The 15,042-nt window shown below is 42.3% G+C and carries 15 protein-coding genes; 11 read left to right on the top strand and 4 right to left on the bottom strand.

Features of this window, described 5'->3' with window-relative positions:
- Positions 1-142: 142 nt before the first annotated feature.
- The 8 genes from DM09_RS08205 (at position 143) to tolB (ending at position 10,285) form a co-directional block, all read left to right on the top strand.
- Positions 143-1,657 (top strand): B12-binding domain-containing radical SAM protein, encoded by a 1,515-nt coding sequence (locus DM09_RS08205; protein WP_038249726.1) that lies wholly within the window; start codon positions 143-145, stop codon positions 1,655-1,657.
- Between the two features lie 79 nt (positions 1,658-1,736).
- Positions 1,737-3,161, top strand: a complete 1,425-nt coding sequence (locus DM09_RS08200) for a two-component system sensor histidine kinase NtrB (protein WP_038249723.1) — start codon at positions 1,737-1,739, stop codon at positions 3,159-3,161.
- 88 nt (positions 3,162-3,249) lie between these two features.
- Positions 3,250-4,707 carry a pyruvate kinase gene (pyk, locus tag DM09_RS08195; RefSeq protein ID WP_051938317.1) on the top strand — a complete coding sequence of 486 codons (1,458 nt, stop codon included), beginning with the start codon at positions 3,250-3,252 and terminating at the stop codon, positions 4,705-4,707.
- Between the two features lie 18 nt (positions 4,708-4,725).
- Positions 4,726-4,926, top strand: coding sequence for a SlyX family protein (locus tag DM09_RS08190; RefSeq protein WP_038249720.1), 201 nt, complete (start codon positions 4,726-4,728; stop codon positions 4,924-4,926).
- Between the two features lie 62 nt (positions 4,927-4,988).
- Positions 4,989-6,482 carry an IMP dehydrogenase gene (gene guaB / locus DM09_RS08185; RefSeq protein WP_232507787.1) on the top strand — a complete coding sequence of 498 codons (1,494 nt, stop codon included), beginning with the start codon at positions 4,989-4,991 and terminating at the stop codon, positions 6,480-6,482.
- Between the two features lie 4 nt (positions 6,483-6,486).
- Positions 6,487-8,046 (top strand): glutamine-hydrolyzing GMP synthase, encoded by a 1,560-nt coding sequence (gene guaA / locus DM09_RS08180; RefSeq protein ID WP_038249717.1) that lies wholly within the window; start codon positions 6,487-6,489, stop codon positions 8,044-8,046.
- A 33-nt stretch (positions 8,047-8,079) separates the two neighbouring features.
- Positions 8,080-8,787: an FKBP-type peptidyl-prolyl cis-trans isomerase gene (locus tag DM09_RS08175; RefSeq protein ID WP_038249713.1), complete on the top strand. Its 708-nt coding sequence runs from the start codon at positions 8,080-8,082 to the stop codon at positions 8,785-8,787.
- Between the two features lie 220 nt (positions 8,788-9,007).
- Positions 9,008-10,285 (top strand): Tol-Pal system beta propeller repeat protein TolB, encoded by a 1,278-nt coding sequence (gene tolB / locus DM09_RS08170; protein ID WP_038249710.1) that lies wholly within the window; start codon positions 9,008-9,010, stop codon positions 10,283-10,285.
- A 44-nt stretch (positions 10,286-10,329) separates the two neighbouring features.
- Here tolB and DM09_RS08165 read toward each other — a convergent pair whose 3' ends face one another.
- The 3 genes from DM09_RS08165 to yhbY are packed head-to-tail and all read right to left on the bottom strand — an operon-like array spanning position 10,330 to position 12,031.
- Positions 10,330-11,484 carry a M24 family metallopeptidase gene (locus tag DM09_RS08165; RefSeq protein WP_038249708.1) on the bottom strand — a complete coding sequence of 385 codons (1,155 nt, stop codon included), beginning with the start codon at positions 11,482-11,484 and terminating at the stop codon, positions 10,330-10,332.
- Positions 11,481-11,750, bottom strand: a complete 270-nt coding sequence (locus DM09_RS08160; RefSeq protein WP_038249705.1) for a BolA family protein — start codon at positions 11,748-11,750, stop codon at positions 11,481-11,483. Before DM09_RS08160 ends, DM09_RS08165 begins: the two co-directional genes overlap by 4 nt.
- Positions 11,747-12,031, bottom strand: coding sequence for a ribosome assembly RNA-binding protein YhbY (yhbY, locus tag DM09_RS08155; protein ID WP_038249704.1), 285 nt, complete (start codon positions 12,029-12,031; stop codon positions 11,747-11,749). Before yhbY ends, DM09_RS08160 begins: the two co-directional genes overlap by 4 nt.
- A gap of 59 nt (positions 12,032-12,090) precedes the next feature.
- Between yhbY and DM09_RS08150 the strand changes: the two genes are divergently transcribed.
- Together DM09_RS08150 and DM09_RS08145 are read left to right on the top strand one after the other, a co-directional pair.
- On the top strand, positions 12,091-12,990 hold the full coding sequence (locus DM09_RS08150; RefSeq protein WP_051938315.1) for a diguanylate cyclase: 900 nt from the start codon (positions 12,091-12,093) through the stop codon (positions 12,988-12,990).
- A gap of 58 nt (positions 12,991-13,048) precedes the next feature.
- Complete coding sequence (locus tag DM09_RS08145) at positions 13,049-13,243, top strand: hypothetical protein (RefSeq protein ID WP_038249701.1); 195 nt, start codon at positions 13,049-13,051, stop codon at positions 13,241-13,243.
- On the opposite strand, the gene DM09_RS08140 is transcribed toward DM09_RS08145, so the two are convergent.
- On the bottom strand, positions 13,233-13,667 hold the full coding sequence (locus tag DM09_RS08140) for an NUDIX domain-containing protein (RefSeq protein ID WP_051938314.1): 435 nt from the start codon (positions 13,665-13,667) through the stop codon (positions 13,233-13,235). The two genes, DM09_RS08145 and DM09_RS08140, sit on opposite strands and share 11 nt — an antisense overlap.
- A 98-nt stretch (positions 13,668-13,765) precedes the next feature.
- On the opposite strand from DM09_RS08140, the gene hisS reads away from it, so the two are divergent.
- Positions 13,766-15,004 carry a histidine--tRNA ligase gene (gene hisS, locus DM09_RS08135; RefSeq protein ID WP_038249698.1) on the top strand — a complete coding sequence of 413 codons (1,239 nt, stop codon included), beginning with the start codon at positions 13,766-13,768 and terminating at the stop codon, positions 15,002-15,004.
- The last annotated feature ends 38 nt before the right edge of the window (positions 15,005-15,042 follow it).

The following is a 15,042-nucleotide window of genomic DNA, read 5'->3' as shown; positions in this document are numbered from 1 at the left end:
AACAATGGCACTCTACGTGCTATAGTGAAATAGGGGCCTGTCAATTTCCCCCCCCCCCCCCCCCAATTGGCAGGTCCCGCTTTTTATAAGCTTAGCTAAAGCATTGCTAGGTTTTCTTGGTAGCCAAGGCTATGATCCCTATATGAAAAACAATATCTTATTAACAACACTTAATGCGCGTTATACACATAGCGCGATTGGTTTGCGTTATCTTTATGCCAATATGCAAGAGCTGATGCCTGATACGTCTATCGTGGAATTTACAATTAATGATAATATTCAAGATATTGCAGAGAAAATTTTGACGGTGAAACCAACCTTGGTGGGATTGGGTGTTTATATTTGGAATGCAGAGCAATGCGCTGATTTGGTTGAAACCTTAAAAAAGATTTCACCAGAAACATTGATTGTTTTGGGAGGGCCTGAAGTTAGCCACTCGCCTTTACGGGTGAACTTTGATGCAGCAGATTATATTGTACAAGGTGAAGGTGACTTGGCCTTTTATCAACTTGTGAAAGCTATCAAGAGTGGTTTAGCACCAATTGAGCGTATTATTCAAGCACCATTGCCTGAGATTTCTGAAATTAAGCTGCCATATGATTATTATACCGATGAAGATGTGTCCAATCGTTATATTTATGTCGAAGCCTCCAGAGGCTGTCCTTTTCAATGTGAGTTTTGTTTATCTTCAATGGATGAAAAAGTACGCAATTTTGATATTGATATATTTTTACAAGCTTTGGGTAAATTATGGCAACGCGGGGTGCGTAACTTCAAATTTATTGACCGAACATTTAACTTGAATGTTAATATTGCCTCACGTTTATTGGATTTCTTTTTAAGTAAACCAACACCTTATTTTGTACATTTTGAAGTTATTCCTGATCATTTTCCTGCGGCATTAAAAGAACGTATGACCCAGTTTGAGCCTGCAACACTTCAGCTTGAGATAGGTATTCAAACATTAAATTTGGGTGTGGCTAAAAATATTCACCGTAATTTAAAAATGAAAAAAATTGAGGAAAACATCCACTTTCTTGAACATGAAACATCCGCACATATGCACTTGGATCTTATCGTTGGTTTACCAGGTGAAGATTTGGCGAGTTTTGGGCGTGGTTTAAACCAATTGTGGGCGATGAGTGCTTCTGAAATTCAAATTGGTATTTTAAAGAAGCTCGCTGGTACAACTTTACACCGGCATGATGACTTATATGGCATGGTCTATGCAGATAAACCACCTTATGATATTCTAAAAAATAATGTGCTTAGCTTTATAGATATTCAAAATATGAAACGCTTCGCTCGGTTTTGGAATTTATATTATAATAGTGGAAACTTTAAACAAAGTATTGTGTTTTTGTGGTCCGATGGCGATGTTTTTCAACATTTCTTTGCCTTTTCTTTATGGGTGTATGAACAAACGAACAGTACATGGAAAATATCTTTAGAACGCTTAGCGCAACTCTTATATATATATCGTACCCAAGTTCAGCAGGCTGCAGAAGAAGATGTGGCAGCATTGTTGCTTAAAGATATCATGAAGCTTGAAGGGCGTAAAGTACCAAACTTCTTAAAACCATTTGCAAAAGGTTTAGATGTACATAGGCGTTTGGTAAAGGGTCATAATAAAAGGCAAATTCGACACCTGTCATAATTAATATAACACATGGCTGAGAAAAAGAAGGGGGGCTAGACAAGGTGACATTAATCACGTTCTATGCTATAACAACCTTATGAAAGAAGATTGTTTGGCGTATCCTTGTTTTGATAAACGCATTGCTTATGTGCAAGTACTGGCGAAGGCGATGTTGGTGGCTATTGTACTTTTTATTCTTTTTTTTGAAGTGTTGTACTTTTTTTATATGCAAGAAAAAGTCCGTGTTATTGATCTGTTAACCGCTGAGCAGTTGTCGCAAAGTATGCAGAATTATACGCAAAGTTTGATGGTGTATGTGTATGGGGTTGGTGCCTTAATTGTGTTGTTATCTTGGTTTATTGCATTCTTTTTTGAGCGTAGGAAAAACATGCGTGAGTATTTGTTTATGTTGTCCAATGCTGTGCAATATTCAGGTGAAGCGATAGCCATTGTTGATGTGAATGGCTTGATTCAATATGTAAACCCTGCATTTACTGCCTTGACAGGTTATGCGGCGCACGAAGCCATCGGTCAACCAGCATTGGACTTGTTGAGCAGCCCAGCTCAATCAGAAAAGCAATTTAATGAAGTGTTAGATATGTTGAAGCGTGGGGAAGCTTGGCATGGAAAACTTGTGAATAAAAAGAAAGATGGTCGTTTCTACCCCGTGAGTACATCCATTTCTCCTGTGCGAAATGTTAAAGGGGTGGTGACGCATTATGTGGTTTTGCAAAACGATGAAACTTTAAGTCAAAAGTTGCATGAAAAAGAAATTCAAGAAGAAAAAATGAAATCGCTTGCCACAGCTGTTGGTGGTATAGCGCATGAATTTAACAATATTCTAACTGGAATTATGGGCACTGCATTTTTGATGAAGTTGAAAGAGCAAGATCAAGATTTAAAGGACAAGCTGGAGACCATTGAAGAGCTAGGCGAGAAAGCGGCAGCGATGGTGCAGCAAATGTTGGTTTATGTGGGGCATGAACTGCAAGCACACACCCATGTTTATATTAATTTAAATAAACTTGTTCAAGCCAGTGTAAATGTGTTTAATCAAGAAACCGGTATGCATTGCCAATTCCAAGCATGTAAAAACGATGTGATGATTAAAGGTGATGTGGCTACATTAAGTGATGCTGTGATGCAAATATTACGCAATGCAAAAGATGCTGTTGCACAGGTCGAATCACCAGAAGTGGTGGTGAATGTTGAGGTGATGCATGCAGATGCTGCAATACAATATCATCCCAATACTGCTAAAGCATATGCTTGTATACGTATTATGGACAACGGACCTAAGGTTCCGCAAGAAATTAAAGAAGCTATTTTTGAACCTTTCTTCACTACCAAGGATGTAGGGAAAGGTACAGGTTTGGGGCTATCTGCGGTTTATGGTATTGCGAAAGAACACCATGGGTTTGTAACCCTAGACGATTCATGTAATTTAGGTTGCACTTTTTTATTATGCATACCTATACATCAAGAAGGTGATGATACAACGTTTATGGGTGAAGCACTTTAATTTGCAGCCGTGTGTTAGCTCTAGTTGAGTAAGTGGTCAAAATAACAGTTTCCTGTTAAGCTAGTCATGCTTGGTTGAGGAGGGTTTGATGAAGTTAGAGCCTAAAATGAAACTGCTCAAACACAAACGTACCAAAATCATTGCTACGCTTGGACCTGCTTGCGCCGATGAAGATAGTATACGCCAGATGATTCAAAAAGGTGTGAATATGTTTCGTTTGAATATGTCACATGGTGAACACGCTGAACATTATGCAAGTTATCAAATGATTCGTAATATTGCAGCAGCGTGCGAAAAACATATTGCAGTGCTTGTAGACTTGTGTGGTCCTAAAATACGCACGGGCACATTTAAGAATAATCAAATTTTATTGGTCAAAGGTGATGGTGTGACCATTACCATGCGTGATGTGGAAGGTAAACCTGGTCTTATTCCTTCGCAATATAAAAGTTTAGCGTATGATGTTGCTGTTGGTCAGCGTATATTTTTAGCTGATGGCGTGATGGAGTTGGTGGTGGAAAAGGTGGAAGGTACGGAAGTGTATTGTCGTGTTCTACAAGGCGGTATGCTGAGTAATCATAAGGGTATCAACCTGCCTGATTCAGTGGTGTCTGCACCCTCGATGACCGAAAAAGATTATGATGATGCTATGTTTGCTGTGGGTTTAGGTGTAGACTTTTTAGCCCTGTCTTTTGTGCGTCATGTGGATGATATTCATTTGTTACGGGCATGGCTGGAACAACAGGGTTCAAATATCGGAATTATTGCCAAAATCGAGCGTCCAGAAGCTTTGGACGATGCTTGTGCAATCATTGAAGCGGCAGATGCAATCATGGTGGCGCGCGGTGATTTGGGTGTGGAGTTACCACCAGAGCAAGTGCCAATTACCCAAGATATGTTGATTAAAGAAGCAAGGAAACAGTGTAAACCGGTGATTGTGGCAACGCAGGTTTTGGAATCCATGATTGAACACGCACGACCCACACGCGCTGAAGCAACAGATATTTTTCATTCGGTAAGCAGCAGTGCCGATGCGATTATGTTATCGGGAGAAACTGCGGTGGGTCATTATCCTGTTAAAGCTGTGGAAATGATGGCTAGGGTGATAATCAATGCTGAAGCATATCTGTGGCATCAAGGAGCTTTTTGTTCGGCAGCGGTAAAAGGCAAAGCACACCAGTCTGCTTTGCCTTTTGGTAACGCTGTAGCTCGCTCAACATCGTTGTTGTCACGGGATTTGATGGTGCATGGTATTGTGGTGTTGTCAGAATCGGGGTGGACAACAGTGACAGTAAGCTCTGAGCGCCCAGAAGCACCAATATTGGCAGTGACCAGTAGTGAGGAGACATGTCGGCGGATGAGTTTGATTTGGGGTGTGATTCCAGTGTTGGCTGAGGTGGAGGATATGGGGAACCATGTGGCGCTGGCGAAAAGGTTGGTGCAAACATATAGCTTGGCAAAAAAAGGTGATCCAATTCTTTTGGTGCAAGGTTTTCATCGTGATGAAGCCAATAATTGCCCATCGATTATGGTATTGAAAGTGTAAAGCGGTTAATGTTTTGCCATGGAAGATAGAATTATTCGTTTAGAGACCAAAAGTGCCTACCAAGAACACTTGATTCAAGAGTTGAATGAGGTGGTGATAACACAGCAAAATCAAATTGATGCTTTAACCAAGTCGTTGCATCAACTTCGTGATTATATGCAAAATAATACAGAACAACAAAGTTCCCCCGATCAGGAAGCGCCACCTCCACATTATTGAAACTTGTGTAATGTGTATGCTATTTATAGTATGCGGCTGACTTCAAGCCTAGGAGGAAGTCAGTGTCTTCATTAACCCCACTTTCAGGAAATATTATTGAGGAAGCATATACATTTGACGATGTGTTGCTTGTGCCTCAAGCCAGTAATGTGTTGCCCGCAACTGTTTCAACACAAGCCCGATTTACCAATAAAATAACACTGAATATCCCTGTGATTTCCGCAGCTATGGATACAGTCACCGAATCAGGCACTGCTATTGCCTTAGCCCAAGAAGGTGGCATTGGCGTGGTTCATAAAAATTTAACACCTGAACAACAAGCTGATGAAGTGCGCAAAGTAAAACGTTATGAAGCTGGTGTGGTGCAAGAGCCATTAACCGCTCGTGAAGACATGACATTAGAAGAAGTGCGTAACTTAGCCCTCTCTTGTGGTTTTTCTGGTTTCCCCGTGTTGGACGGACATGGTAAATTAACAGGTATTATCACCAACCGTGATATTCGCTTTGAAAATGATACGCGCAAACATGTGTCAGATATGATGACCAAACGCGAAAAACTTATCACCATTACTTCAGGCACGAGCATTGAGAAATGCAAACAACTATTCCGTGAACACCGTATTGAAAAACTACCTATGGTGAACAAAAACGGTGAGCTTTGCGGCATGATGACGGTTCGCGATATTGAAAAAGCATCTGAGCATCCTAATGCGGTACGTGATGACTTGGGCAGGCTTTTGGTTGCTGCGGCCATGGGCGTTGGCGAAAAAGAAGTGGCGCGTTTTGAAGCTTTGCATGAAGCAGGTGTAGATGCTGTGATTGTCGATACGGCTCACGGGCACTCGCAAGGCGTGATTCAACAAATTGAAGATTTGAAAAAACAATATGGTGATGATGTGCAAATCATTGGCGGCAATATCGCCACGGCTGAAGCGACCAAAGCATTGATTGATGCAGGTGCGGATGCAGTGAAAGTGGGTATTGGTCCGGGTTCAATTTGTACAACACGTATGGTGGCGGGTGTAGGTGTGCCACAATTGTCGGCCATTATGGCGTGCGCCAATATGGCAGCCAGTGCTGGTGTACCTGTGATTGGTGATGGCGGCATTAAATTCTCCGGTGATTTTGCTAAAGCGATTGCTGCGGGTGCATCGACTTGCATGTTTGGTTCTATGTTTGCAGGCACAGATGAAGCACCGGGCGAAAAGATTTTGTTCCAAGGGCGTACGTATAAGTCTTATCGTGGTATGGGTTCGATTGGCGCGATGGAATTGGGCAGTAAAGACCGTTATTTCCAAGGTGATGTGGATGAAGCGATGAAACTTGTGCCCGAAGGTATTGAAGGCCGCGTGGCATACAAAGGCCCAATTGGCGACACATTGCATCAATTGGTGGGTGGTTTAAGAGCATCCATGGGTTACGTGGGTGCGGCAACCATTGAAGCTATGCATAAAAAAGCCAAATTTGTTCGTATTACAGGCGCAGGTCTGCGAGAATCGCATGTACATGATGTGACCATTACCAAAGAAGCGCCAAACTATAGAATGGAGTCTTAACTTAATGAGTAACAGCAATGATAAGATTCTGATTTTAGATTTTGGTTCACAATACACGCAGTTGATTGCGCGTCGGGTGCGCGAGGCAGAAGTGTTCAGTGAAATTCATCCGTGGGATATGGATGAGGCAGCGATTCAAGCTTTCCAACCATCGGGAATTATTTTGTCTGGTGGTCCGAATTCTGTAAATGATGAAGATACTTTTGCAGCACCTACATGTATATTTGAGATGGGTGTACCTGTGTTGGGCATTTGTTTTGGTATGCAAACCATGGCGGCACAATTGGGTGGTGCAGTTGAAGAAGGTGTTACGCGTGAGTTTGGTTATGCAGAGCTTGTCACTTCGGGTGATTCAAGTTTGTTACGCGGCATTGAAGATAAAGCGGGTGGCTTGCTTGATGTTTGGATGAGCCATGGTGATAAAGTTACCGCATTACCTGAAGGTTTTAAAATTATTTGTAGCAATGATGCAACGCCGATTGCAGGTATGGCGGATGAAGCGCGTAAGTTTTATGCCTTACAATTCCACCCCGAAGTTACACATACCAATCAAGGTACTGCGATTTTATCACGTTTTGTGCATGAAATTTGTGGTTGTGCTAGAGATTGGAATATGCCGCATTATATTGATGAGGCTGTGGCTAAGATTCGCGAACAAGTGGGCGATGAAGAAGTGATTCTTGGCTTATCAGGTGGTGTGGACTCATCGGTGGCTGCAGCTTTGTTGCAACGCGCGATTGGTGACCAATTGACTTGTATCTTTGTGGACAATGGTTTGTTGCGCCTTGATGAAGGCGAGCAAGTGATGGACATGTTTGCGGGTAATTTGGGTGTTAAAGTTGACCGGATTGATGCTGAAAAAGTGTTTTTGGATGCTTTGGCAGGTGTGTCTGATCCTGAAGAAAAGCGTAAAATTATCGGAAGAGAATTTGTGCATGTGTTTCAAGCTGAAGCAGAGCGTTTACCCAATGCCAAATGGTTGGCGCAAGGTACGATTTACCCCGATGTAATTGAATCAGCAGGCGGAAAAAATGGTAAGGCGAAAACCATTAAGAGTCACCATAATGTAGGCGGGTTGCCTGATACACTTCACCTCAAGTTGCTTGAGCCATTGCGTGAATTATTCAAAGATGAAGTTCGAGAATTGGGTGTAGCATTGGGTTTACCGCGTGAAATGGTGTATAGACATCCTTTCCCAGGTCCTGGTTTGGGTGTACGCATCTTGGGCGAAGTGAAAAAAGAATATGCCGATTTATTGCGTAGAGCAGATGCTATTTTTATTGAAGAATTGCGTGCTTCAGGTTGGTATGACAAAACATCGCAAGCTTTTGTTGTATTTTTACCTGTCAAATCAGTAGGTGTGATGGGTGATGGGCGCACTTATGAGTGGGTTGTATCATTGCGCGCAGTAGTGACACAAGATTTTATGACAGCGCACTGGGCAGAGTTGCCATACAGTTTACTGGGTAAAGTTTCAAACCGTATTATCAATGAAGTTCGCGGAATTAATCGGGTCGTTTATGATGTATCGGGTAAACCGCCAGCAACCATTGAGTGGGAATAAGTGTTAAATATTAAAAAATGTAAGGGGAATCATATGAAAGTTAAAATTGCAGTTGCCATGGTTGTATTGGCAGGACTATCGGCATGTAATAATGAAAAATCTGAACAAACATCCGTAGTATTGGACAATGAAGTAAAGAAATTTAGTTATGCTATGGGTATGGATGTAGGGCAATCCATCAAAGGTTTGGGTGCAGAGGTTGACCAAGCGGCATTAAATGCGGCTATTAACGACGTGTTATCGGGCTCACCTTTAAAATTAGAAGCAGCTGAATCCACTAAAATCAAACAAGATTTCTTCCGTAAGAAACAAGAAAAACAAATGGCAGAACGCAAAGCTTCGGGTGCGGAAAATAAAGCTAAAGGTGAAGCTTTCTTGGCTGAAAATGCAAAAAAAGAAGGTGTAACCGTTACAGCAAGTGGTTTGCAATATGAAGTGATTAAACAAGGTGATGGTGTTAAACCCAAACCTACGGATACGGTTAAAGTACATTATCAAGGTACATTGCTTGACGGTACAGAGTTTGATTCTTCATACAAACGTGGCCAACCTATTTCTTTTCCTTTAAATGGTGTGATTAAAGGGTGGACAGAAGGTGTTGCTTTGATGCCTGTAGGTAGTAAATATAAATTTTATATCCCATCCGACTTGGCTTATGGTGAGCGCGGTGCAGGTGCTAAAATTGCACCGAATTCAACGCTGATTTTCACTGTTGAACTTTTGGGTATTGAGAATAAATAATGCATATAAAGGCAGTCAATATTGTTGGCTGTCTTTATGTTAGGAAGGTATGAACAAGTTATGAATTTGCATCTTGTGTCCAGTGCACCCAAATTCTGCGTTGTGCGTTTAAGCAATAGCCTAGCTATTACTTGCAACACACGTCTAGATTTTGAGTGCACTGAACCACAACCTGCTTTGTCCATGACTTATTCAGACCTTCCTTAGGTTGGTATATATCATGAGAATGTTTGTGCTTGGGTTTGTGCTCGGGTTTTATATTTCATCAGCTTCGGCTGTTGAGTTTGAAGTTTATCAATCATCCTATAAACCGCTCAACTTGGCGCTTTTGTTAGATGCAAAGCCTGCTAATCGTGAGCAACAACAATTCTTATCGCATGTTATTTCGCAAGACTTGAGCTCAAGTCGTTCGTTTAAAGTGATGGACCCTTTAAGTTTTTTGAGTGATGCACAACAAGTGCAAACGCATATTGATTATGCAGATTGGCGTATTATTGGTACGGATGTGCTGGTTGTGGCGAAACTTCAAGACACAGGTGACACTTGGTCGGTTGCTGTCAATATTCATGATCCTTTTGGTCAGAAAGGTACAAAACCTCTGGATAGCCAGGTTATTACGCAGTCCAAAAGTAAGCCGTTAAGAATGCTTGCACATCGGGTGGCTGATTATATTTATCATCAGCAAACAGGTTTACCTGGTTATTTCACCTCATATATTTTATTTGTTAAAAAAGAGAATGGTCAATCTGATTTAATGTTGATGGAGCACGATGGCGAAGCATTGCAACGCGTGGGTAAAAATTTCACGCTTTTATTGTCGCCTGATATTTCTCCAGATCGCACCACAGTCGCTTTGAATACATATGTGGGAAATAAACCGAGACTAGAATTCTTTCATTTGGATACGGGTAAACGTACCACTTTTGCAAGCTTCAAAGGTTTGAACAGTACGCCTGCATTTTCACCCAATGGACGTTTGGTTGCTGCTGCATTATCGTTTACAGGTAATAGTGAAATTCATATTTATAATATGCAGACCAAGAAATGGCGACAATTTACTAAAAATGCTGCCATCGATACAACACCAACATGGTCGCCAGATGGCAAGTGGATTGCCTTTACCAGTAATCGCAATGGTTCCCCCCAGATTTATATCAAACCTGTGAACGGTGGTGGTAAAGCAAAACGCATTAGTTTAAAGGGTAATTATAACACATCACCTGTGTGGGCACCCATTGGTGACAGAATTGCGTTTGTCACCAAGAAAAACTGGGAGTATGCAATTGCGACAGTGCATGTCGATGGTACTGGATTACGTTATTTGGCAACAGGTAACCGCATCGAGTCACCAGCATGGTCTCCCAATGGGCAAATGATTTTATACTCTGCGGATGAAGCAGGGCGTAAACATATTTACAATGTACCCATTTGGGGTGGTGAAGCGAGAAGGGTTACGCCGCTAAACATGGATGCTTCTGACCCTACTTGGTCGAAGTAAATCGACGACAAATAAAGAGGTTTTTGTTAAAGCATTTTTAGTGCTTAAGCAAGCTCTAAAGCACGGTGGAAATTGGTAAGATTATCGCACCCATGATCACGAACGACTACCAAATCTTCTAAGCGAACCCCGCCAATGTGTTCATAATACAACCCCGGTTCAATGGTAATCACCATGCGTGGTTCTAATATTGCGCCATTGCTAGAGACGCGTGGTGCTTCATGAATATCCAAACCAACACCATGTCCTGTGCCGTGAAAGAAACCACCTTGTTTGCCATTGACCATGCCAGTCTTAAAACCTTGGGCATCAAAGTGAGCAGTGATACTGTTGTGAATATTCGCCGTATCCACACCCGCCTGCACCATGTTTAATCCCATATCTTGCCCTTCAAGCACGGTTTGATACATGTGTTTGAGTTCGCTAGATGCTTTGCCTTTGACATAGGTGCGTGTCATATCACCCCAATAACCAGACGTGACCAAACGGGGAAAAATATCAATGATGATGGGTTGGTTCGCAGAAATGACACCTGAACCCATATCATGTGGGTCTGCAGATTGTTTGCCGCAAGCGACAATGGTATGCGAGGGCACTGCACCCTGCCCAATGAGGAAAGTTTCAATCACTGCACGAATGGTTTCAGATGTCACCACTTCGCCAGCACATTCATGCTCAGCAGGGAAAGTGACTAAACCATCATTGTTAATACCACATGCCATGATAAATTGTTCAGCTTGCAACATGCTTTGTGCTGTTAATTTCTCGGCATGGGTGAGTTGAACAATTTCATCTTCGGATTTAATAACACGCTCAGGAAACAAACTCGCAGGGCTAGGTGATACATGAAACCCTAATGCTGTCAGTTCTTGCGCATACAAATAAGGAAAGTCGGCAGGCACAGTGATTGTTTTAACATCATGGTTTTGTAAAAAGGCTGCAGCTGCGGTGCTTAAACTACGCTGCCAACCATTGCTTTTGGCTTTATCGTGCCAAATTGTGTCCAAGTGAACTTCATCCAATTTGGATTGAACCTTGGCTCTGTCGACTTCTAGGGGTGATAATAAACCGTGCCAAGTCGTTTGTGAATCATGCTCTAAACCAATCACGATAAATGCATCAGGCACAAATAAACCAGATATATATAACATATCTGCATGATGTTCAGAGCCTGAAATAAGAAGTTTGGCGTTACTCATAAGTTTTCGTCAGGTGTTTGTGCTTTGATACTTAAGGCATGAATCACTGCTGGAAATAAATGTTGGGTTGCTTCATTGACCATGCGATGGCGTTGCACTTTATTTTTACCTGTAAATGCCTTGTCTACGATGTGCACTACATAATGACCACCACCGCTTTTCGCACCTTCATGCCCAGCATGCAGGTGTGATTCATCGATAATATCCAATTGTGTTGGTGAAAAGGTCTGCATTAATGCCTGCTTGATTTTCTCTGTTCCACTCACGTTTGTTTGTCTTCCTTCTTTTTGCGGTAAAATACAAAGGTTTTCCCGATTTTATGAATCAGTTCGGCTTGGGTTTGTTGCCCAAGTAATGCAGCTGCCTTGGCGCGCTCATCTCTATCATCACTTTGAATCTGAACCTTAATTAGTTCATGAATATTTAAAGCATTATTGGTTTCTGCGATTAAGCTCTCAGACACACCATGTTGCCCAACTTGAATAATCACTTTAAGGTGGTGTGCTTGTGCTTTTAGCTCGCGTTTTTTATTATTATCTAAACTCATGAGCGAAGGATAGCGTTATCTTGGTATTTTTGGTACAAAATATGATTAGGGAGAGCATTATGACGAGACTTAACACTGCTCACAGCTTAAAACACCTTCGTGATGACCCTAGCCGCGTGGTTGTTTTGGGCGCTGGGCGAGATGGTGCAGCGATGGTGCGCACCTTTCAAGATGAGAGTTTAATGAAAATTATTGCTGTTGTGGATGTGGATGAACAAGCACCAGGTATGATACTTGCCAAAGAATTTGGCATTAAAACGTACACAGATGTTGAAGAAGCCCTGATGGCATCAGCACCTTGTCTGGTGTTTAACCTTACGGGTAATGAAATGGTTGAAGAAGTTGCAGCTAGCATCTTGGGTGTGGGTGGGGTGATTGGTGGAGCAGCATCACGGTTTGTGTGGCGTATGGTGACAGACTTAAAAGAAACCAAAAATGATTTGGAGTTTCAAGCAACCCATGATGTATTAACCAATTTGGTTAACCGCCGTTATATGCTGGAACAATTGCAGCTTGAAGTAGGGCGCTGCAAACGTTATGGCATTGCCTGTTCTGTGGTGATGGTGGATTTGGATAATTTTAAGCAAGTGAATGATCAGTTTGGTCATGCAGTTGGTGATGAAGTTTTGCGCGTTGTTAGTGCGCGAATTAAAGCCAACCTTAGAGCTACGGATACGCTTGCGCGCTGGGGGGGTGAAGAGTTTTTGGTGTTGTTGCCGCATACTGATAAAATAACGGCAGTAAATGTTGCCGAAAAAAGTTTGGATGTTGTACAAAAATCCCCAGTGAAATGTTGTGACATAAAAGTGGAAGTGAGTTTTTCTGCTGGGGTGGCTTCTTTTGAAGAATTGGATGACAACTTACCTGTAAAAGAGATATTGGACGTACTTCTTGGCAATGCTGACAAACGTTTGTATCAAGCAAAAGAAGGTGGACGGGCACAAGTGGTGAGTGGTTGACGCATGTTTTGTGATGGCTTACGCTTGAGTGAGCAGTTTGCGCTGAAGGAGAAAGGTTATGAAAACAAAACGTTTGGTATTATTGCTTGGCATGGCAGCACTACTCGCATCTTGTGCAAGCAGTGGGAAACCATTGGTGTATAAACATCCTGAAACGAAAAGTATTGTACTATTACAAGGTGATACCTTGAAGTGTGAACCTTTATTTCGTCAGGCAGGCTTTCGTAAAGTGGAAACGGGGTCTATGGAATAGGGCACAAACCTTCATGGTAACAATCTAAAAGCATGGTAACCAATGCTTGATTTGCTTTAGGCATGGTTTGTTTTGATAATTCAGATAATGGACACCACATATATGCGCTTTCTGCATGTAGTGTGGTGTCTTTTTTTATGTTTTTTGCTGTTCGGCAAAAGAAGAAGTAAAAAGCAAGGTTGCGGTCATCATAAACATGGCTGTGTTTCCCAATATGTCGCCACAGCCTACCTTTAAGACCTGTTTCTTCCTTAAGCTCGCGTATTGATGCATCTAAAGGTGTTTCTGAAGCTTTGATTTTTCCGCCAGGGAAAGACCAAACATCAGGGCAATGCACATCAGGCTTTCGTTTTAAGAGTAAAACATCATCATTTTCGTTCAACACGGCAATAAGGGTGATTAAAGCATCAATTTTTTCTGGCATAATTTTTCTTTTCTACTTCCCTTTTGTTGATTGTCGGTGTTTGGCGTATAGTTTGCGGCAAACACTATACGATTAAGAATCATAACGGGTAATTCATCATGGCAAAGCAAAAATTACAAAGTATTCGCGGCATTCACGATGGTTTACCAGCACAAGTGAGTAAATGGCGATACATTGAAGAGGTGGCTAGAGATATATTTTCATCGTATGCTTTTGCTGAAGTACGTTTGCCTATTTTAGAACCAACGGCCTTGTTTGTACGCTCGGTGGGCGAAAAAACCGATATTGTATCCAAAGAAATGTATGCGTTTACTGACCAAGGTGGGGACAATATTTGTTTGCGCCCAGAAGGCACGGCAGGTGCAGTGCGCGCTTATTTGCAAGCAGGTCTAACAAGAGCTGGCGCACAACGCTGGTTTTATATGGGTCCTATGTTTCGCAGAGAACGTCCGCAAAAAGGACGATTACGTCAATTCCAGCAAATTGGTGCGGAATTTTTTGGTGCATCAGCCGCTGTTGAAGATGCGGAAGTGTTGGCAATGGCGCAGCGTTTCCTCGATACATTGGGCATTGAACAAACACGTCTTGAAATTAACTCCTTGGGTTGCACAACATGCCGCCCTTCATACCGCGAAGCTTTGCTGACATTTTTGCAGCGTAAAAAAGATGCTTTGTGTGAAACATGCCATGAACGTATGGACAGCAACCCCTTGCGGGTGCTTGATTGCAAAGTGAAAACCTGCCAAGCAGCGCTGACGGATGCACCTGAAATGGTCAACCATTTGTGCGAAGTTTGTGAAACCCATTTTTCAGGTCTTCAATCAGGTTTAAAAGCATTAAACGTGAAATACACCATCAATCCGCGCATTGTTCGTGGTTTGGATTATTATAATCGCACAGCATTTGAGTTCATCACAGACCAGCTGGGCGCACAAGGCACGGTATTGGCGGGTGGGCGTTATGATGGTTTGGTTGAATCTTTGGGGGGGCCTGCCACACCTGCCATTGGTTTTGCCGCCGGCATGGAACGTTTGGAAATGTTGCTGCCTGATAGAGAAGCCAATCAACCTGATGTTGCTGTGGTGGCGTTGGGTGATGCGGTATCGGGATATGCCTTGCAACAAGCAACGAAACTTCGTGAAGCAGGTTTGTCGGTGGTTCATTGCGGTGGTGGAAGTGCCAAACGCCAATTTAAAATGGCAGACCGTGAAGGTGCAAAGTTTGTGGTTACCATTGGCGAAGATGAGATGAAAGCGGGTAAACTTATGTTGAAAAATCTAAGTACAGGTGAGCAGCAACAGTTAACATTTGATGCCATCATTCAAGAGATATCTTAGCATCATCTTACGTTCATCTTCTCTTGAATATGCTTTGC

The sequence above is a fragment of the Ghiorsea bivora genome (assembly GCF_000744415.1).
Taxonomy (GTDB): Bacteria; Pseudomonadota; Zetaproteobacteria; order Mariprofundales; family Mariprofundaceae; genus Ghiorsea; species Ghiorsea bivora.
Note: the sequence above shows the minus strand (reverse complement) of the source record. Positions and strands in the feature narration are given on the sequence as shown.